Genomic DNA, 18,167 nt, shown 5'->3' on the forward strand with positions numbered 1-18,167 from the left:
ATCGATCAGCAGCGGCCACCTGGTTGCCGGACCGGTTGTTCGCATCGGCGCCGAGCTCGAAACGATCGTCGAGGCTGCGATCGCGGGGCCGCGCAGCGGAGGGTGATTACACGACAAGGCGCCGCGCGGTCCGATCACCGCGCGGCGCGAGGGAATGGCTAGAGGGCGCCCTTGTCCGGGTCCCCCCGCGGGAACTGCTTCGAGGACCCGGACGTCCAGTGGGCCGGTGACCAGGCCTTCGAGTCCTACCGAGGTCCGGCCGATGATGTGGTCGGTGGTGTGGCCGTGACCCCGGAGTCGGGCACCCCCGCGTAGTCGGGCAGTTCGACGCCGTTGAGCGCGCGTTCGATCAGTTCGGCGAACCAGGCACCGGTGAAATCGGGGCTCGGCTCGGACTCGGGCGTGGGGACCTCACGACTGCGCGCGTGCAAACGGCCGATTTCCTGGTTGGCCTCGACATACGGGCGCATCTGTTCCTCGTAGCGGGCGAATCCGATCGCCGGGTTCCAGTCGGCGGCGGCCAATTCTCCGGCCAGCAGGTAGGCGCCGACCAGGGCCAGCCCGGTGCCCTGACCGGACATCGGTGAGGAGCTGAACGCCGCGTCCCCGAGCAACCCCGCCCGGCCGCTGGACCACCGGTCCATCACCACCTGGGCGACCTGGTCGAGATAGAAGTCCGGCGTGTCGTCCAGATGCGCGAGGATGCGCGGAGTCAACCAGTCCATGCCGGCCATCCGCTCTCGGAGCAGACGCTTCTGGGCCTCGACGTCGCGGTAGTCGACGTCGAGGTCGGTGGCCGAGAAGGAGAACATGGCCATCGCCTGGGTGGCGTCGCGGAGGGGTCGCAGACCGGCGGACCGCCCGGACTCCTGATAATCGATCAGCCAGCGTTGGAGCCCGAACTCGTTGGGCACGGTGTAGAACGCCAGTGCCTGCCCGAGGTGACGGATGAACTGCTCGCGCGGGCCGAAGACCATCGCGCGCAGGGCCGAGTGCAGCCCGTCCGCCCCGATCACCAGGTCGAAGCGCCGCCGATCGCCGCCTGCGAAGACGACGTCGACCCCGTCCGAGTCCTGGGTCAGCTCGGCGATCCGATCGCCGAAGATGTACTCGGCACTGTCGCGGGTGTCGTCGTAGAGCACCCGGGACAGGTCCCCGCGCAGGATTTCGATCTCGGAGATGTATCCGTCGCCGCCGTCGTCGTCCGCGCGAAATGTCTCCAGCACTGTGCCGTTCGCGTCTACGGTGTGCGCGCCGGCGGTCTCGGTGCGCGCGGCGCGCACCGCCGCGTCGAGTCCCATCCGCCGGATGACCTCTTTGGTCACTCCGCGCGCGTCCACGGCCTGACCGCCGGGACGCAGCTCGGGTGCCCGCTCCACCACGGTCACCTCGGCGCCCCGCCGGACGAGCCAGTGGGTCAGCGCGGGCCCGGCGATGCTCGCTCCCGTCACCAACACTCGGGTGCCGCTCACAGTGCCCCCTGCTCACACGTGCCGATCATCGAACGGCGCGTGTGCCTCTGCTCGGGTCCGTTGGTGCCCATCGTTGCCTCCCTGTGCTTCTTCCCGCGCTGGACCGGGCCCAGTGCTGTCGGTGTCTCCAGAGGTGTCGACGGCGGGGCGGCGGAGGATTCATCGGTGCTGCCGACGCCGCTGTGTTCGCTTGGGCGGAACCACCTGTGCAGCTTGGTGATTCGAGCGTAACGCTCAGGCCGCGGACGCTAGTATAGCGGCGCTAGACAATCTATCGCGACACATGTTACCGTCGCTCCAGTCGCTAGCGTTGATAGCTTTCAGGAGACGCACCGTGATTCGAGTTCACCGAGGAGTAATTGACATGACCTTCACCATCAACGAACTGAAGTTCCTCGCCGAGGCCGGAATCGGCCGCCTCGCCACGGTGTCGCCCGACGGCGTCGTGCAGAACAACCCGACCAACTATCGGGTGAACGCGGACGGCACCATCGACATCGGGGGTATGCGCATGCGCGCCAGCCGAAAGTATCGCAACGTCGAGGCGGGTAGCCGCGTGTCGTTCGTCGTCGATCAGCAGGTTTCCTTGGAGCCCTACGAAATTCGCGGCATCGAGGTGCGTGGCACCGCTGTTGCGCTCGACGACGAGGAGCCTCCGTTCCCGCCCCAGGAACGCGCGGTCATCCGCATCCACCCCGAACGGATCATCTCCTGGGGTATCGACAGCGGATCCTTCGACTTCACCAGTCGCAAGCCCGCAGGCGTCATGTAGCGCCGCGCCGGTCGATGTCGCGGGTCGGCCCGGTCGCCAGGTTCACTGGTGGATATCACACGCCGCGCCACACCGGGACTCCGAGATGGCCGGGATTCAATGGCAGTGGTCCGGCCAGCGAGACGCATCCGCGATTTCCCTCCACCGGCACCGATGTCGAATGCCGGCTCCGATGTTTCCAGGCCCGTGTAAGAGCAGGAAGGGCGGGCATCACACGACTATGACGGAGAACACATCGGATGCGTCGGAGTCGACCGCCAAGCCCGCCGAGACGGTCGCACCGGAACCGGATCGGGAAACCCGGGAGCGGGCCAAGAAGGAAGCCGACAGGCTGGAGGAGATCTACGAGCCCGGTGCCCGGGCCAGCGTCGTCGTACCCGGTACCGACGGCATGGTCGCCGGTACCGCCTTCGCCGACTCGGTCGATGAGCAGATCACCGAGAACAAACCACCGGACGAACTTCGCAAGGACAACGATTCCTGATCCGGGCTGAACCCGGCGGGCGTCGACGAGGGGGCCGACGAACAGATCCAGCGCCCACCCCGTAGCGATATTCCAGCATGGCGGGGTGCCGACAGCCGTTCGGCGACTTCGCGGGCCAGGCTGCGGCTGTCAGTCGGCGTGCAGGACGAAGTACAGGAAGCACAGGAACCTGTTGTCGGCGCTCTCGCCGAGCACCTCCGGGATCAGATCGCGAGCGGCGGGCAGCGCCGGCGGTTCGCTGATGACGCCGATGCGGAATCCGGCCGCGGTGAAGGCGTCGGTCATCGCGTGTAGTGACAACATCGAGGATTAGCTGATCGTCAACCAGGCCTTGTCGGCTCACGACATCGACGAGGCGGCATCGCGTTTGACGCACACGATCGGCGACATCGCCCGAACTCCTCCCGGCAACTGACAGCCCGCCTCGCATGATTCGCGGGCGTGCTGACCCGATCGGCCGGCGCCGCCCGATCGGGTCAGCTCCGATCGCCCGCCACCGTCATCGAGGCGACAGCTGCTGACACTGCAACGACGGTCGTCTGGGCGCTGGGGCGATGGCGCCGGGTGTGTCCCGGCCGAGGCGCCGTCGCAGTCAAGAACTGGTGCCGCTGCGATCGCCCTGCGTCACTTCACATGCCGTGCGAAGAACTGGGTTCCGTAGTCTCCCTCGAATCGCGGGACGCCGGTGTGCCTGCCCATGTTGGCGTGCAGCGTCTTCTCCTTCGAGCCGAAGGCGTCGAACAGGTCGAGGGCCTGCTGCCGGTCGTTTCCTTCGTCGTCCCACTGCAGCAGGACCAGCAGCGGAATGGTGACCTGCCGGGCCTCGTCGAACATGCTGCGGGGCACGAAACTTCCGGCGAACAAGACGGCAGCCGCGATGCGCGGCTCGACGACCGCGAGCCGGAGTCCGATGGCGATCACCCCTCCCGAGAACCCCACCGGGCCGCCGATCTCGGGGCGCGACAGAAGGGCGTCCAGGGTGGCCCGCCATTCCGGTACCGCCTTGTCGACCAAAGGTAGGACGAGCCGGTCCACGATCTCGTCGTCGACCGGCTCGCCAGCCTGGACTGTCCGGCGCAGATCGGCGCGGGCCTGCTCGGCGGCGGCGGAACGGGGCCGGTCACCGCTGCCGGGGAGTTCGATGGTGGCCGCGGCGTAGCCGTGCGCCACGGCGTGCCGAGCCCGGCCCGCTACACGGGGATACATCTTGTCCAGTCCGCCGGGGTGGCCGAGCAGGATCAGCGGTGTCGGTGCGGAGGCGGATGTCGGCGTCCACAGGATGCCGGGGATCTCGCCGAGGGTGAACTGGCGTTCGAGGACATCGTCGCCGAGACGCTGTTCGGAGGTGAATTGCATGGTCGTGCCTTTCGGGAGTGCTTTCGCGGCGCTCCCGGACGACCTATCGCCCGACCGTGACCCCTGAGGGGAGCACCCATGTCGATACTGCGTTCACGGGTACCACCTCCTCGTTCTCTTGCACGGTCTCCGGAAAAGTAGCAGTGGTCGGGGCGGTGTGCCAACAGATTATTGCGGGGGCTCCGTCAACGCGGCACGCAAACCGTCGAGCCAAGACGCCGGCCGGTCGCGAGTCGTATCGCTTTCTTCGACGCCATGTCGATCGGCAACGAAAGTGTGGGACGCAATCCTCCACAATCGTTGTAGTGCAATAGCTTTCACACGTTGGACAGGCCTGGTGAGCAGTCCGCAGACCGTCGGCGTCCGCTGTTACGATCTTGCCGAGGTCTCGATGCAGGATCTAGTTCTGGGGGCATTGATGAAGATAACGCCGGAGTCGTTGCGTGAGGCCGGCATCGGTCTCGGCAAGCTGGGGGAGGCGGTCCATGACACGAACATATTCCCGCTATTGATGACGTTTGTCGCACGCGCTTTTTTCGGTGTTGGATTGCTGGTGTCGGCGGGGTGTGGGCGCTCGGCTCCTTCTGGCCCGTCGATTCCGCCTTTGCCTGCGACTACATTGACCGCACCGAATGTGCAGCCCCCGATGCAGGGGCCGGATGTCGATCCCCGGGTGACGTACGACCCGTGCACTCGGATTCCTGACAGTTTCGTTTCAGCAGCGGGGTACAATCCTGCGAGCCGCCAGCGCTTCGACGAAATCAATGGTGCCACCGTGACATTGGGGTGCCAGTTCCGCGATGATGCCAAGGGGCCTGGTTACGAAAAGTTCGACCTTTGGATCGCATCAACCAATGTGCCCCTCGACCAACGGCGACAGCAAGTCGAATCCACCGCCAACAACCCACGGATAACGCCGATCCGGGCCCATGGGCGAACCGGCTTCCAACTTGTCGACGCCGGCCACGGGGCCTCGTGCACTGTCTACCTGGAGACGAAAGCCGGCTACGTGGTGTTCAACCGGCGGGCCCTTCCCGCCGGCCCGAACGATGTCTGCGACAAGATGACCGAACTGGTCGACCTGATCGAACCGACCATCGGAGCGGACAATTGACGCTCACGATGCGTGGCGGTCGGAGGTAGTTCGGGCCAGAACACCGATCTCGATCAACGAGGGTGTTCCGTCCGTCGGCGTGGAGCCGCATGTCGCGCCAAACCCCGTCCGAGCTGTGGATCAGGCCGGGCGTCGGCCTACCGCCCGGCCGGGGTTCAACGTCAACTGCCGCGGATCCACCAGCGCGGCAACGGCATTGCGAACGTGGGCCGGAAGACCGTCGCATTCTCGGCGCAGGGTGAGGCCGGACAGACGTGTCCGACTGTCATGCGCACCGCGAGGCCATCGTGGTGACCGAGAGGTGAGACGCAGTCGGCTACGCTCGCGGTCGGCTGAGCACGCTGTTGCGCACGCTGCCGGTGAAGGTATCCCACTCGTCGCCGGTGACGACGAGGGCGGGCCCATTCGGATTCTTGGAATCGCGGACGCCGACCCGGGGAACCTTCAGAAACGCGACCTCGGCGCAATACTTCGTTGCATTGCTCCTGGTACTCTTGAACCACCATGCTCCGGCTGGGTCGACGTTTACTTCACGCCTCCATCTCGACTACGCGAACGGTCGGTCGAGCCCACCGTTACGTAGGTTGCCGGTGAAGGCGTCCCACGCATCAGCGGCGAAAACGAGTGCAGGGCCGTTCGGGTTCTTGGAATCACGAACGCCGACCGTGCCACTGTCGAGGAACGCGACTTCGACGCACTCCTTCGTACCCCCGCTTCGACTGCTTTTGAACCACTTCGCACCGGATAGATCAGCGCTCACCCTAGATGCTCCTTCGCTATCTGCCGTAAGGTGATCCTGCTGCGTGCCGCATCCAGTGCGGCAGACTGCATGACCTCGTATGCTTCAGCGTACCGACGGACGCTAGCAGGTTTCTCCAAATACAGATCACCCGTGTAGGTTTCCGCGTATACGACGTTGTGGTTGGCGTGGCCGAAGCGCAGCATCACGAATGGACCGATCGCTTCGCCTACCGGCACGCCCGCGGTGAACGGAAGAATCCGAATGTCGATATTCGCGCGTGTACTTATATCTGCCAGGTGGCGCACCTGGGAGCTCATCACTTTGCCGCTTCCGACGACGCGACGAAGAGCCGCCTCATGAACGATGAGTTGCATTCCCACCGGCCGGACCTTGCGAGTGATGAGTAGTTGCCGTCGAATTTTGAGTTGGACATGCCGTTCGATCGCGTCATCCGTGCCGTTCGGCAATGCGTTTCGCGAAAGTACCCGGGCATAGTCGGGGGTTTGAAGTAGGCCGGGGATCGGTTCGGGCTGGTACGTGGCAATCTCCTGCGCGGCGGTCTCCAACCCCACGTAGATGTCGAAGCCGGCCGGAATCAGATCGTCGTACTCGTGCCACCAGTTCTGTGTATTAGCCTGCTGGGCAAGTCCTTTCATCGCATCGCTCTTCTCCTCATCGAACTCGTACAGCCGGCAGTACGCCTCGATCTCGGGAACCGACAGCTTCTGGGTGAGCCCCTTCTCGATACGCATCAGAGTGGGCGCTGAGCGTCCGATATGCGCCGCAGCCTCCGCCAGACTCATGCCTATCTCCTCCCGGGCCTGCCGGAGGTAGTAACCGAGCTGGCGTTTCGGCAGGGAGAGTGGTTCCCCGGTTTCGGCCATCTAGTGCCCCCTATCTGTTTCGTTTTGAGTTGAAACGGTGTCTGAAGATTCCTGTAATCCGTCCTGGTGCTTTGCGTTACTTCCCACGAGATTTCGCGTCGCGCAACCAGTCCGGGCCGGTCGATGGTGTTCTGGTGCTGCTACTGAGACCGACGCGAAATCCACGGCCGCTACAGCGGCCCGCATAAACAGAGGAACCAAACGAATCGCTCGTGCCTGAGCAATTGCGGCAGCAGGCGGGGAATCCGCCCCCCTGTACCGCGGCTACCGCTCATGATAGCCGAGTTGTACCGACCCGGCGAGCGTCGGCCGCGAATTGCCTATCAGCCCAACGCAATCGAAGGAGAGCCAACCATCGCCGGACTGAACGAACTCGCAAACAGCCTGCACCCGAACGACATCGGTGACGAGTGAGCGATCGGTGGGGACATGGAACGCCCTGTCGAGCATCGTCACGGTGCTGTCGGGTTGTGGGGTAGTGCTACTCGCGGTCGGATGCATCTGGCCGCGAGATCATGCCCCGCGCCCGGATCGCTTGTATCGACCGAATCGACCCGGCAGCAGGTCGCCGGCGGTCCGATGGCCCACGGAATGGAGCTGCGCCCAGCCGGACCGGCCCTTCACTCTGACCGAGGCGCACACCTGGATGCGGCTCCATCGCGACCACGACTGCCCGCGTAAACGCACGGCCTTCGCGGCACTCGTCGCGGCCGGCCGTATCCATCCCGATTCCACCCGCCGCAACACCATATGGAGCGAGAACAATGACTGATCACGATGCGAATGTCCCAGCGGCACAATCAGATCCGCCGGTCGATCGAATCCGTGAACTCGCTGCGCGCGCCGAAGCCGCCGGCTACGTCCTCGTCGGCAGTGCCGCACCGCGCTACGAATGGAAACTGCTGGACAGCGAATACCGCGAGGACATCTTCTCTACCACCGAACTCGACCGGATCGAACAATGGCTCGATTCATGACCTGTCCTCGTCGGAGCGGTTCAGAAGCTCTCGGCGCAGCTGCCCCATCTTTCCGCGGGCGTGGCATCCGACGACCGCAACGGCTGGTAGCGGAGCCGAGGATCAGGAAGTCGACGGCAGTTCGCCGCTGTGCTGGGCACCGGGCGGGCATGACAGCAGGAGCCGATCGGAACCGTCGAGTAGTCTGATGCGTCGAACTGTATGGGCGCGCGACATGGTTTCGGGTGGGAGGTCGGTATGGCGCTGGGGAGGGACGCGGCAGCGGAGCTGTCACAGGCTGTGTCCACAGGGCGGTTCACGCTGACGCCGGATGCGGCGCGCGAGGCTGCGGGGCACTACGAGTGGTTCGCGGGGGAGATGGTTGCGCGGCAGGACGAGCTGCGGCGGCTCCAACGCCTCGATGGTTTCGGTGGCTTCGAATCGTCGAAACGGTTGCAGCAGGGTTTCGAGCAAAAGGCTTGCCAGGCATTCGATGCATACAAGACAGCGGAAGAATCAGCTCACCGCATGGCGGCCGCAATATATCAATCAGCCAGTTTGATCGACGAAGCGGAGGCCTCCAACGCGGATGCGATCAAAGCTGCGAACAGGAGTATGCGTGAAAACTAGGAACAGTTCACTGGCACGTATTATTTTGTTCGTCTCGACGCTGGCGACAATTTCATTTGTTCCGGCCTGTAGCTCCACCGAGAACTCCCCCGAGGAAGCAGCTAGTGACGCGTTGGGCGTCACTACTACATCGACGCCTGCAACGTTAACAGCATCGAGGTTGCAACCGCCATCGCAGGACAACGACTATACCAAGACGTCTGGCAGACCGAAGGTGATATTCGATCCGTGTACATGGATTCCAGACCAACCGTTCGCCAAGCTCGGGCTTGATCCGTCTGCACGCGAACGGGGCTCCGATATCGTCGCCGAATACACATTTCTGACCTGCGACGTCAAGAACCGGGACGAGTCTCTTCAGATGGACTCGGGCAACGTCACGCTTGATGAGGTGAGGCAGAAGTACGCGGGCAGAACGCAAGACACAACAATCAATGGGCGGAAGGCGATCCTAACCTCTGAAAAGACGGGTGACAACGAATGCTCGGTCGACATCGAGACGAAGGCAGGTTATTTCGGGCTCACGGACATCCTGAGTACGCAAGGGATCGGCACCGGCATCAAACCCTGCGACCGAGTGACAGAGATGGCCGAAACCCTCGAGCCCTACATCGGTAAGGACAACTGATCATGGGCGATGATTCGAAGCCGGGTACCACTCCGCCTATCATCGGCATCATCGACGCGGTCAACACGGGTGATCCGACCCTGGACCCCAAGCTGGTCCCGAAAAGCAATGCAGCCCAGTTCTATCAGCGGTCGGCTGCGGATGAGGGTAAAGCGGCCGGGAATGTCGACCATGATCCGGACTACATTCCGGCAGCGGTGATGGAACCCTTTCGCTCCATGTCGCATGACGCGATTCTGGCCGGGGTTACGCAGATGAAGCCTGGTCTCATGCATCAATTCGCGCAAGGATGGAAGAAGACCGCCGACGCCACTCTGTTCAACAACATGGCGTTGAATGCCAAGGTGCACAAGAGCGTTGCCGCCGGGTGGGAGGGGCGAGCGGCCGATGCGGTTATCGCGGCGACCCAGCGATTCACCAACGAGATGGCGGAGATGCACAACGTCGCACAGAGTGTGATGTCGCGCATCGAAGCTGCCGCCTACGGCGCCGACGTCGTGAAGGCGCAAGTTCCGCCGCTGCCGCCGCCGAAACCCATTCCGACGGTCGACGGTGCGGAAAGCCCCAAGGATGCGGTCGGAGCCGTGACCACCGGCTCATCGGAGGAACAGGCCGCGCAGTGGGCGATGGTGAACCATTACGTACCCACGTATCAGCCAGCGGGACAACAGGTGCCGATGTTCACGCCGCCCACGGCACCCGATGACGGTGGTGGCGTCAATCCGCCGGGAGTCGGGGGTCGCCTGCCCGGTGGCGACACCGGTGGAACGGTGGACGGCCACCAAAAACCCGGTGGCGACAACCGATCCGGGACCGGTGACGGGACCGGTGCCGGCGACCAGCAGCCTGGAACCGATCCGGCTGCCGCGGCATCGAATCAGACTTCCCCGGCCGGCAGCACACGGGATGCGAGTTCCACGACACCGGCCGGACTCGATTCCACCGCAACGACGCCCGCCGGGCTCGGCGGCACCAGCGGGTCCGGGACGGGCAGTGGCCTCGGTGGGGTTCCCGGGTACGCCGGTGGGCCGGGCCGGACCGGCGGCCCGTCGAGCCCTGGCGGCCCGGGGCGCAGTGTGCCCGGCGTGCCAGGCGCCGGAGATCCGCTCGGCAAGCTCGGTGCGCTCGGCCGCCCCGCTGCGGCGGCCGCAGGGGCGGCGGGTCTGCCCGGCATGGGGATGCCCGGTGCGAAGGGGAAAGGCGAAGAAGACAAGGAGCGCAAGGGGAATCCCGATCTTCTCGTTCACGAACGCAACAAAGCCGACCTGATCGGCGACCCGCCACCCGCGGTGCCGCCGGTATTCGGTGCCTATGCGGATGACCCCCCGCAGCGACGCAAGCAGACCGAGAGCGACTGGTAGCGCATGAAATGGGAGTTCACTCAGGCGGAGTTCATGTTCGCCTGGGATCAACTCGGCCTCGATCGCTTTCCGGCACCGCTCACCGTTCGCCCGGAGGTCGGTTCCCAGTTGGAGTGGGAGACGCTCGAACACCAACTGCGACTGCGTTTTCCGGTCCGTGAAGACCCGGATCTGCTGCCGGTGTTGCAGACGGCAGCCGACCCGGACACCTCGCTCGTGATGGTGGGGTTTCGGAAGAAGCCGCTGCGCGCCTACGGAGCGATCACCGCGAATATCGGAGTCAGTGTCGTCCAGCGGCCCGGGCCCGAGCCGGAAACCGGTGGCAATATCGTCGTCGAAGTCGGAACGCCGGATCTCGTTGCTCGCGTATTCGCCGCCGTCGCCGGGAAACAACCCGCCGGAGCCACGAAACCGCTGGTCGACACCTGGGAGCGAGTACAGGACCCGGGCCCGGTAAGCGCCCTCGTCCACGATAGTCCCGCCGTCGCGCACCGCATCCGCACATTGCTGTCGGCACCGCGAACAGCCCACGGCCACATCGAAATTCGTGTAGATCGCCGCAGTACTCGCCCGTTCCCGCCACGGTACGTCAGCTGGTTCGACGTCGAAAACGACGGCCGCTACACCTATACCCGCCGACATGGTGATTTCCACATCGATCCGTGCGGAGAGCTGGACCGGGTGGTCGTGCGTCTGACGACGGGCTGACAAGGCCGCCGCAGGGCCGAGTCGACCCCTCGACCTGTTGGTGATCGTGGAATTCAGACGGGTGCGGCTGCTCTGCGGAGAGCGTCGAGGGTGGTTTCGGGGGAGGTGCTGAAGCGGAAGCGGATTCCCGGCACCGCGTCGACGACGAGGTTGACTACGCGCTCGAACAGCAGGGTGTGCTCGGGAATGGCTCGCACCGCCCCGCCCACCATGGCGAGGTCGAACGATTGGTGCGCCAGCACTGCGCGGATTTCCCGACGCCTTGCGATCGTTCGATCTGGCACCGCGCCATCTGTCGTTGTTGAGGTACGTGCTGTTCGACGGCCGCTCACGGTCAACGAACTAGCGAGGCGACTGGAGGTGGCGCCGACCACCGTGAGCCTGATGATCGGCGACCTGAGCCGCCAGGGCGTCCTGGAACGCCGAACCGACGACAACGACCGGCGGCGCACCCTCGTCGCGATCGTCGACGCGCACCGAACGGCCGTGGCGGACTGGCTCGGCGGCGCGGATCGGGGGTGGCGCGCCGCGCTGGGCCCGCTGACCGCGGAGCAGCGGGCCCTGGTCATCACGACACTGCGCGCCTACGAGGAAGCCGTCTCATCCGGCTGACACCGCGGAAGCCCGGTCAGGGTTCGAGATCGACGACGCCTGTGCCACTGGCGATGTCGAACGGTACCGACACCTGGTCGTGCGCGATCAGCCAGGCACCGTCGATCTTGCGCATTCCGTAGGTGACCCGGACCCACATACCGCTGTTGGCCACCCCGTTCTTCATCGTGCCGTGCAGCCGGGCGAAGGCGTGCCCGAATGCCACGTCCTCGCCCACGGTGAACGTCAGGTCGCGAATCTCGTAGTCCACGTTCTCGAAGAACAGGAACACCTTGGCCCAGTTGTCGAGTTTCGCGGTGACCCCGACGTGCTGGAGTGGCGGCTCGACATCGAAGGACACGACGTCGGTCGCGTATACACGCCGCACCGCGTCGAGATCCTTGGCGCGCAGTCCGTCGACCACCCGGTCGATCTGCCGGCGGATCTCGGCTTCGTCGGCCGCAATGCGGTCGGCGCGGGACTGAAAGTCGTTGGATACGGTCATGTTCGGCTCCTCAGGAATTGGCGAGAGTGGTTTCGGCGCCGGCCCGCAGCGGAGCCAGTGCGGTGCTCCACGCGATGACTTGGTCCAGTGTCTTGTCCAACGCGGCGGCATGGTGGTCCCGCGGGGTGAACGTGGTGTGGTTCTCGAAGTCGGTGAGCACCGAGATCGAGACCTGATAGCCCACATCGGCCATGCCCAGCGAGCTGCAGACCGCCCGCAGCTGTACGACCGCGCGGGCGCCGCCGTTCGCGCCGTAGGAGACGAATCCGACCGCCTTGTCGACCCACTCCGCGAACACGTGATCGAGGGCGTTCTTCAGCACCCCCGGCATCCCGCCGTTGTATTCGGGGGTCACCAGCACGAAACCGTCGAACGGTGCGATCCGCTCGGCCCAGGCCCTGGTGTGCGCATGCACCGAGGGGCCGAACACCGGCGGCACCGGCTCGTCCAGATGCGGCAGCGGGTGATCGCGTAGATCGATCAGTTCGAACTCGGCGTCGCTGCGACGCGATGCCGAGTCCAGAACCCACTGCGCAACCTGCGCACCGTTGCGGTTGGGACGGGTACTGCCGAGGATGATGCCGATTCTGGTCATTTGCGGAACTCCTGGATGGCTGAAAACTGGTACGTCCTTCCGACGACGCAGCCGCCCGGAATGTCAGGTGGCGGTTGTGCTCGGCGGCTCGCGGTCGCGACGGTGGGCCGGGGCCCGGTTGCGCGATGTACGGATCGGCGCTGGTTACGATCGGTCCCATGCTGCGAGGACTTGCTGGTACAGCCGTGGTGGTCGGTGTGGCGCTGGCCGGGGCCGCGGGACCGGGTCTGGCCGAACCCACCCATACCGCGTTCGCCGCCGGCACCGAGGGACTGGATCCGCTGCTGGCCGCCGCCTACACGATGGCCGAACGACAGGCCCACCAGCAGGGCGTGCCGCTCGAGATCGTGTCCGGGCACCGCACCCGCGACGAACAGGAACAGCTGTGGGAGCAGGGCATCGCCACCTACGGCGGTCCCGACGCCGCGCGGCGGTGGGTGCTGCCGCCGGACGAATCCACGCACGTGACCGGTAAGGCCATCGACGTCGGCCCGCAGCAGGGCGCACAGTGGTTGCAGGACAACGGAAATCGGTGGGGGCTGTGCCGGACGTTCGACAACGAGTGGTGGCACTTCGAGTTGCAGACCTTCCCCGGCGGCGCCTGCCCGCCCCGGTGGCCCGACGCCAGTGTCCGTCCGCGCCGGTAGCGCGAAACTCGCGAATCGGATAGCTACCAACCGCGATTCAGCAAACTTTCGGAGACACGCCGATTGTCCTGTCCATAACCGGTGTGGCGCACTCGCGGATGGGGCACTGTAAATGTCTGGCGGTTTCCCGGCAGGCGGGCCGGGACGCTCGAAGCGATGGAGGTTCGGGTGCGAGGGCGGGTTCCGGCGCGGCGGAGCGGTGCGGTACGTGACGATGCGGTGCGCAGCGAGACCGGACCGGACATACCCACCCTCCAGCTGATCCCCGAGACCGGTCTGTCCTCGATACCGTGCGGATGGCTGCTGCCGGAGCTGCCCACCGCCCTGCTCATCGCGGTCTTCGTCGGCACCGGCTGGGTCGGCTACGCCGCCTCCGACCGGCCGATTCCCGATCCGCCGCTGACCGTCGTCGTCGCACCCGGCGACCGGGATACGCTGTCGGTCACCTTCGGCGACAGGTGAGCGCGGGGCCGAATGTGCCTGGCGCGCAACGGATCCCGTTCAGCTGGTCGGCTCCAGCGCCTCGTCGAAGGTGATGCCGCCCTCGACGGTGTGGGGGGTGCGCCGCCGGTTGGGCGAGCCCAGGGCGGTGGTGAGATCGGAGCCGTCGTGTTCGGCCAGCAGCGCCGAGGAATCCCATACCAGCAGCGTCGCGCTGACGGTGTTCTCGGCCGCCGAATGCGCGAGATCGTAATGCGCGCACGCGGGTACGTGATCGTAGGTGATCCACAGGTCGTAACCGGTCATGAACAGGTCCAGATCGAAATCGACCGACAGTCCGAGCAATTCGCTGCGACCGTTGTCGTCGACGCCGGCGAACGCCTCGTCCAGTGCGAGCAGTCGCGGCGCCTGCGGATCGGCCGAATCGAGCATCACATGTGCGGCGGCGAACAGCGGAAGATGCAGCGACACCGACTGTTCGCCACCCGAGAGCGCGCTGTGCCGCGCGACGGTGAGCCGATCCTCGGAGCCGTCGGCGGTCAGCAGGGTGAACGAGAACACCCGCCAGGTCCGGTAGTCCAAGGTGGTGGCAAGAATCTCCGGATAGGACCGTTCCGGATGCGCCGCACGTGCCGCCCGGATCTCGGCGGCGAAATGCGCACGCACGGTAGCCAATTCGTCGGGGCCCAGATCGGCAGCGGCCCGGTCCAGCAGTTTGCACACCGCGCGCGCCGACTCCGACAGATTGTCCGCCAGCACCCAGTGCACCCCGATGGTGTTGCCCGAAGACATGCGCCGCTGCTTCATCTCCGCACCCATCCGGGCGATGAGATCGCGGGCGTCGCAGGTGCGTTCGTGGATTTGCTGCGCGAGTCCGGTCAACAGCGCGTCCTCGAGAATGCGCCGCTCGGCATCGGTCAGCAGCAGTTCCTGATCGGCGCGGGCCGCGGCGATGCGGTCGGCGAAATCGGCCAGTGCCGCCATCCCGCTGTCGTCGTGCACCTGGACGACGGTCAGGCCGTCGGCGGCGTCCCACTGCAAGCGGTAGTCCTGGCGCGCGGAGGCCAGGGCGGCGTCGAATTCCTGCAGCGCCGCTGTCACGGCGCTGCGGGTCGATTTGCGGGCGGACTCCCCGGCGCGCACGGAAGCGGTGGCGGCGCAGAGGTTGTCGAACAACTCGTGCACCTCGGCGGGCAGGACGGCGGTCTCACCCTCCGGCCCGCCGGATTCGATCCGATACAGCAGCTGATCGGCCGTCGACCAGGCCGCCGGTGAACTCGGCCACCGGCTCTCGGTGGGCGCGCCCAGCAGCGAGAGCAGATCGGGTCGCGCGTAGGGGGCGAGTTGCCGGACGTCGGTGAGCAGTTCGGTCAGCGCGGTGCCGAGCGACTCGTGGGCAGCGCGATAGGCGCCCTCGGCGGATCCGACGGCTTCGATCGCCTCGGCGGCGGCCTTGCGGGCGGCGCGCTGTTCGGCGCGCGCGGCGTCGATGCGCTCACGGGCCTGCTCTAGTTCGCGGTCGATATCGGCGGCGTCGGCGCCCAACGCCTCACGCAGCGTCTCGAGTTTGCGCAGCTGTTCCTCGTACCCGGCTCGGGCGGATTCGGCCTCCTCGGCGAAAGCCTCGGCCAGATCCCGGGATTCGACGAGCCGGTCGTTGGCCTCGCGGGCGCGTTCGGCCTCGCGCTGCTGGTCGCCGCGCAGCCGCAGCAGCGCGGTGCCGGTGTTCTCGAAATGGCGGACGGCCGCGGCGAGCGCGTCCAGCTCGGCGGGGTCGCGAGGCGTGTTGCGGGAGGCGGCGACCGCGCGCACCTTCTTGTCGGCCGCGGTGAACGCCGCGACCGCCCGGTCCAGATCGTGCTCGGCCTGCGCCGCCGCCTCGGTCTGCGAGCGCAGGACGCCCGCCGCCTCGGAAACCGAACGCAACGCCGCGATCACCGCACTACTGCGCGGCAATTCCTTCGCGGCGGCCGCCAGCCGGGCCAACTGGCCGGAGGCCTCGTCGGCGTCCGCGCGAGCGGTCTGCTCGGCCTGTTCGACGGCGGCGATCTCCTCCGCCAACTCGGCCAGGCGCCGCTCCCGGCGTCGGGCCCGGGCGGTGGCGCCGATGAATTCGGCCTGCGGCTTGTGGTGGCGGCCGAGCTGCACGCCCTGCCGGAAACCGCCGTCGCCGCCGACGGCGACCAGGTCGCCGACGTGGGAGTCGTCGTCGCTCAGTGCGATCGAGGCGAGGATATCGGCGAGGTGAGTGCGCGAGACCGCGGCGATCGGCGAGTCTGCATCGTCGCCGACACCGTCCTCGACGACCAGCACCTGCGCGAGCGTGGACCCGTCCGGCCGGGCGCTGGGCGGCAGCGGGGTCAGGAAGACGTCCGAAACACCTTGCGGCGCCTCGTCGATCGCTGCGACCCAGGCGTCGAGCAAGCCCGCGGCCTGCAAAGCCGCCTCGATGCCGGCCGCGCGCTCGGCATCGATGTCGTCGGCGAAGCGCACCAGCTGCCACAGCGGTGCACCGGGACGCCTCGCCCGGGCCTCGGTGCGGCTCCGCGGGGCCGGCGGCGCGTCGTCCTGTTCGGCCGCGACCCGTTGCTGCTCGGCGCGCAGCGCCGCGGCCCGGTCGCGCGCCTGTTCGGCGCTCGCACGGGCCTGACGGCGGCGGTCCCGCACCGTTTCGGTGAGCGATTCGGTGTGCTCGGCCAGCACCTGCGGCAGCGGCGACGCATCGTCGCCGCCGGCCTCGGCGAGCGCCGCGTCGAGCGCCTCGAACACTCCGGTGGCCACGGGGGAGTGCAGTTCACCGTGGGTGTTCCACCAACTACGCAGGGAGGCAGCGGTATTCGCGCGCGCCAGCGCCACCGCCGCCTCCGCCTCGGCCAGTTCGGCGGCCGCGGTATCGCGGTGGCGGCTCGCCCGCTCGAGGGCTCGCTCCGCGCGGGTGCGGTCGGCCGCGGCGGCATCGGCCACCGTCATCGCCTGGCGCACCGCGCGCACATCGGCGTCGCGTTCCTCGGCGTGGCTGCGCACGGTGGTGGTGAGTTGTTCGGTGCGAGCCTGTTCCGGGAGTGCGGCCCAGGCGATTCCGGCCTCCTCGGCCGCCGCGCGCAGTTCGTCCTCGCCGCGGGCCAGGGCCGCGACGGCGGTGGTGACCGCCGTGGTGGCGCGTTCGTATTCGTCGCCGCGCTGGTCGGCCGCTTGCTGGGCCTTGGTCGCCTTGTCGCGGTGGACCGCCGCCGAGGTCTCCAGCCGCCGCACCGCATCGGCCAGATCGTCGAGCTGCTGCTTGCCCTCGTAGGCGCTGGAGCGCTGCAGCGTCTCCCGATCGGTGAGGGCCTGCTCGTAGGCGCGATCGGCCTCCTCGGCGCGATGCTCGGCGGCGCTGCGCTCGGTCTCGCGCCGCTGCCGCAGTGCCGCGGCCGCGAACAGCGCGGTGCTACCGTGGGTCACCGCGTCCAGCCGGGAGCGCACCTGATCCACATCCGATTTCGCCTGCACCGCAAGATATTTGCGATAGACATCGACGAAGGTGCGAGTGGCGGAGTCGGCGGCGACCAGCCCCTCGAGCGTGCGGCCGACCTCCTCCATATCGCTGAACGAGCGGGCGGCGTCGAGGATCAGCTGGTCGTCGAGCGGGCGCAGGCCGTCGGTCAGGGCCTGCGAGAGTCCGCGCGGATCGAGGTTCTTGGCCAGCTGCGGGCGGCGCAGGGTCAGGATCAGATTGATCAGCTGGTCGTAGCGCTGCACACCGAGGCCGAACATGCGCGCGTCGATCGCGGCGCGGTAGTCGACGGGGCGATCCACGATCGCGTCGGTGCCGATCTGCTCGGCCAGCTGTTTGCGGGTGAAGGGCCGGTCGTCGGGTCCGATCAGCGAGAAGTCCACGCCCACCCGGCCGTCGGCGACGAAATACCACCGCGTCACCTTGTCCGAGGACCGGGTGGCGCGCATGCCGATGCCGACGGTGACCACCTCGGGATCCGACCAGCGCCCGCGCGCGAATTCCATCCAGACATAGGAATAGGCCGAATCCTGTTTGCGATAGAGCAGATTCGACTTCATCGTGCGCTCTTCACCGGCGAACGGATTCAGCCGCCGCGGTTCGATGCGGCCGTCGAAGACGAAGGGGAACAACACCTCCAGCGCCTTGGTCTTACCGGAGCCGTTCGGCCCGCGCAGCACCAGCCGCCCGTCCGCGAAGCAGAATTCCTGATCGCGGTAGTCCCACAGATTGACGATCCCGGCGCGGGTGGGAATGAAGCGGACACCACCGTGAATGAGGTCCAT

At 66.6% G+C, this 18,167-nt stretch carries 20 protein-coding genes and 1 pseudogene; 11 read left to right on the forward strand and 10 right to left on the reverse strand.

From position 1 onward, the window contains the following. Window positions 1-245: 245 nt before the first annotated feature. On the reverse strand, window positions 246-1,472 hold the full coding sequence (locus C5E41_RS03555) for an FAD-dependent monooxygenase (RefSeq protein ID WP_181063079.1): 1,227 nt from the start codon (window positions 1,470-1,472) through the stop codon (window positions 246-248). A 364-nt stretch (window positions 1,473-1,836) separates the two neighbouring features. On the opposite strand from C5E41_RS03555, the gene C5E41_RS03560 reads away from it, so the two are divergent. Both C5E41_RS03560 and C5E41_RS03565 read left to right on the forward strand, forming a co-directional pair. Continuing rightward, window positions 1,837-2,244, forward strand: coding sequence for a PPOX class F420-dependent oxidoreductase (locus C5E41_RS03560; protein ID WP_104374383.1), 408 nt, complete (start codon window positions 1,837-1,839; stop codon window positions 2,242-2,244). 220 nt (window positions 2,245-2,464) lie between these two features. Continuing rightward, window positions 2,465-2,728, forward strand: coding sequence for a hypothetical protein (locus C5E41_RS03565; RefSeq protein WP_104374384.1), 264 nt, complete (start codon window positions 2,465-2,467; stop codon window positions 2,726-2,728). 129 nt (window positions 2,729-2,857) lie between these two features. Here the strand turns inward: C5E41_RS03565 and C5E41_RS03570 are convergent, their stop codons facing one another. Together C5E41_RS03570 and C5E41_RS03575 are read right to left on the reverse strand one after the other, a co-directional pair. Then, window positions 2,858-3,013: a hypothetical protein gene (locus tag C5E41_RS03570; protein WP_181063578.1), complete on the reverse strand. Its 156-nt coding sequence runs from the start codon at window positions 3,011-3,013 to the stop codon at window positions 2,858-2,860. Window positions 3,014-3,352: 339 nt separating this feature from the next. Further along, window positions 3,353-4,084: a dienelactone hydrolase family protein gene (locus tag C5E41_RS03575; RefSeq protein WP_104374385.1), complete on the reverse strand. Its 732-nt coding sequence runs from the start codon at window positions 4,082-4,084 to the stop codon at window positions 3,353-3,355. A 337-nt stretch (window positions 4,085-4,421) separates the two neighbouring features. Here C5E41_RS03575 and C5E41_RS03580 point away from each other — a divergent pair, with 337 nt between their 5' ends. After that, entirely contained in the window at window positions 4,422-5,198 is a 777-nt protein-coding gene (locus tag C5E41_RS03580) for a DUF3558 domain-containing protein (RefSeq protein ID WP_104379730.1), read from the forward strand. A gap of 316 nt (window positions 5,199-5,514) precedes the next feature. Here C5E41_RS03580 and C5E41_RS03585 read toward each other — a convergent pair. The 3 genes and pseudogenes from C5E41_RS03585 to C5E41_RS03595 form a co-directional block, all read right to left on the reverse strand. After that, window positions 5,515-5,688, reverse strand: a pseudogene (locus C5E41_RS03585) (DUF397 domain-containing protein); the annotation flags it as partial. A 57-nt stretch (window positions 5,689-5,745) separates the two neighbouring features. After that, on the reverse strand, window positions 5,746-5,958 hold the full coding sequence (locus C5E41_RS03590) for a DUF397 domain-containing protein (protein ID WP_104374387.1): 213 nt from the start codon (window positions 5,956-5,958) through the stop codon (window positions 5,746-5,748). After that, window positions 5,955-6,824 (reverse strand): helix-turn-helix domain-containing protein, encoded by an 870-nt coding sequence (locus C5E41_RS03595; RefSeq protein ID WP_104374388.1) that lies wholly within the window; start codon window positions 6,822-6,824, stop codon window positions 5,955-5,957. Before C5E41_RS03595 ends, C5E41_RS03590 begins: the two co-directional genes overlap by 4 nt. A 764-nt stretch (window positions 6,825-7,588) precedes the next feature. Here C5E41_RS03595 and C5E41_RS03610 point away from each other — a divergent pair. The 5 genes from C5E41_RS03610 (at window position 7,589) to C5E41_RS03630 (ending at window position 11,107) form a co-directional block, all read left to right on the forward strand. Continuing rightward, window positions 7,589-7,801, forward strand: a complete 213-nt coding sequence (locus tag C5E41_RS03610; RefSeq protein WP_104374391.1) for a hypothetical protein — start codon at window positions 7,589-7,591, stop codon at window positions 7,799-7,801. A 237-nt stretch (window positions 7,802-8,038) separates the two neighbouring features. Further along, entirely contained in the window at window positions 8,039-8,410 is a 372-nt protein-coding gene (locus tag C5E41_RS33175; protein ID WP_146097454.1) for a hypothetical protein, read from the forward strand. Next, window positions 8,400-9,038 carry a DUF3558 domain-containing protein gene (locus C5E41_RS03620; RefSeq protein ID WP_181063081.1) on the forward strand — a complete coding sequence of 213 codons (639 nt, stop codon included), beginning with the start codon at window positions 8,400-8,402 and terminating at the stop codon, window positions 9,036-9,038. Before C5E41_RS33175 ends, C5E41_RS03620 begins: the two co-directional genes overlap by 11 nt. Window positions 9,039-9,040: 2 nt before the next feature. Then, entirely contained in the window at window positions 9,041-10,399 is a 1,359-nt protein-coding gene (locus C5E41_RS03625) for a WXG100 family type VII secretion target (protein ID WP_104374394.1), read from the forward strand. A 3-nt stretch (window positions 10,400-10,402) separates the two neighbouring features. Then, window positions 10,403-11,107: an ESX secretion-associated protein EspG gene (locus C5E41_RS03630; RefSeq protein WP_104374395.1), complete on the forward strand. Its 705-nt coding sequence runs from the start codon at window positions 10,403-10,405 to the stop codon at window positions 11,105-11,107. Window positions 11,108-11,160: 53 nt separating this feature from the next. On the opposite strand, the gene C5E41_RS03635 is transcribed toward C5E41_RS03630, so the two are convergent. Continuing rightward, window positions 11,161-11,349 (reverse strand): hypothetical protein, encoded by a 189-nt coding sequence (locus C5E41_RS03635; protein WP_104374396.1) that lies wholly within the window; start codon window positions 11,347-11,349, stop codon window positions 11,161-11,163. Between the two features lie 118 nt (window positions 11,350-11,467). Between C5E41_RS03635 and C5E41_RS03640 the strand changes: the two genes are divergently transcribed. Then, entirely contained in the window at window positions 11,468-11,719 is a 252-nt protein-coding gene (locus tag C5E41_RS03640; RefSeq protein WP_258080712.1) for a hypothetical protein, read from the forward strand. Between the two features lie 16 nt (window positions 11,720-11,735). On the opposite strand, the gene C5E41_RS03645 is transcribed toward C5E41_RS03640, so the two are convergent. Beyond that, window positions 11,736-12,203 carry a YybH family protein gene (locus C5E41_RS03645; RefSeq protein ID WP_104374397.1) on the reverse strand — a complete coding sequence of 156 codons (468 nt, stop codon included), beginning with the start codon at window positions 12,201-12,203 and terminating at the stop codon, window positions 11,736-11,738. Between the two features lie 10 nt (window positions 12,204-12,213). Next, on the reverse strand, window positions 12,214-12,798 hold the full coding sequence (locus C5E41_RS03650) for an NADPH-dependent FMN reductase (protein ID WP_104374398.1): 585 nt from the start codon (window positions 12,796-12,798) through the stop codon (window positions 12,214-12,216). A 158-nt stretch (window positions 12,799-12,956) separates the two neighbouring features. On the opposite strand from C5E41_RS03650, the gene C5E41_RS03655 reads away from it, so the two are divergent. After that, window positions 12,957-13,445, forward strand: coding sequence for a M15 family metallopeptidase (locus tag C5E41_RS03655; RefSeq protein ID WP_104374539.1), 489 nt, complete (start codon window positions 12,957-12,959; stop codon window positions 13,443-13,445). 168 nt (window positions 13,446-13,613) lie between these two features. Further along, on the forward strand, window positions 13,614-13,907 hold the full coding sequence (locus C5E41_RS03660) for a hypothetical protein (RefSeq protein ID WP_181063082.1): 294 nt from the start codon (window positions 13,614-13,616) through the stop codon (window positions 13,905-13,907). 39 nt (window positions 13,908-13,946) lie between these two features. On the opposite strand, the gene C5E41_RS03665 is transcribed toward C5E41_RS03660, so the two are convergent. Continuing rightward, window positions 13,947-18,167: a TIGR02680 family protein gene (locus C5E41_RS03665; RefSeq protein WP_104374400.1), complete on the reverse strand. Its 4,221-nt coding sequence runs from the start codon at window positions 18,165-18,167 to the stop codon at window positions 13,947-13,949.

It is taken from the genome of Nocardia nova, from assembly GCF_002933465.1.
Lineage (GTDB): Bacteria > Actinomycetota > Actinomycetes > Mycobacteriales > Mycobacteriaceae > Nocardia > Nocardia nova_B.

What these genes read in the sequence shown, in the direction of transcription:
- C5E41_RS33175 (WP_146097454.1), top strand. Translation starts at nt 8,039, where the DNA reads ATGGCGCTGGGGAGGGACGCGGCAGCGGAGCTGTCACAGGCTGTGTCC.
- C5E41_RS03625 (WP_104374394.1), top strand. Translation starts at nt 9,041, where the DNA reads ATGGGCGATGATTCGAAGCCGGGTACCACTCCGCCTATCATCGGCATC.
- C5E41_RS03650 (WP_104374398.1), bottom strand. Translation starts at nt 12,798, where the DNA reads ATGACCAGAATCGGCATCATCCTCGGCAGTACCCGTCCCAACCGCAAC.
- C5E41_RS03560 (WP_104374383.1), top strand. Translation starts at nt 1,837, where the DNA reads ATGACCTTCACCATCAACGAACTGAAGTTCCTCGCCGAGGCCGGAATC.
- C5E41_RS03610 (WP_104374391.1), top strand. Translation starts at nt 7,589, where the DNA reads ATGACTGATCACGATGCGAATGTCCCAGCGGCACAATCAGATCCGCCG.
- C5E41_RS03630 (WP_104374395.1), top strand. Translation starts at nt 10,403, where the DNA reads ATGAAATGGGAGTTCACTCAGGCGGAGTTCATGTTCGCCTGGGATCAA.
- C5E41_RS03575 (WP_104374385.1), bottom strand. Translation starts at nt 4,084, where the DNA reads ATGCAATTCACCTCCGAACAGCGTCTCGGCGACGATGTCCTCGAACGC.
- C5E41_RS03665 (WP_104374400.1), bottom strand. Translation starts at nt 18,167, where the DNA reads ATGGACCTCATTCACGGTGGTGTCCGCTTCATTCCCACCCGCGCCGGG.
- C5E41_RS03595 (WP_104374388.1), bottom strand. Translation starts at nt 6,824, where the DNA reads ATGGCCGAAACCGGGGAACCACTCTCCCTGCCGAAACGCCAGCTCGGT.
- C5E41_RS03655 (WP_104374539.1), top strand. Translation starts at nt 12,957, where the DNA reads ATGCTGCGAGGACTTGCTGGTACAGCCGTGGTGGTCGGTGTGGCGCTG.
- C5E41_RS03565 (WP_104374384.1), top strand. Translation starts at nt 2,465, where the DNA reads ATGACGGAGAACACATCGGATGCGTCGGAGTCGACCGCCAAGCCCGCC.
- C5E41_RS03645 (WP_104374397.1), bottom strand. Translation starts at nt 12,203, where the DNA reads ATGACCGTATCCAACGACTTTCAGTCCCGCGCCGACCGCATTGCGGCC.
- C5E41_RS03570 (WP_181063578.1), bottom strand. Translation starts at nt 3,013, where the DNA reads ATGACCGACGCCTTCACCGCGGCCGGATTCCGCATCGGCGTCATCAGC.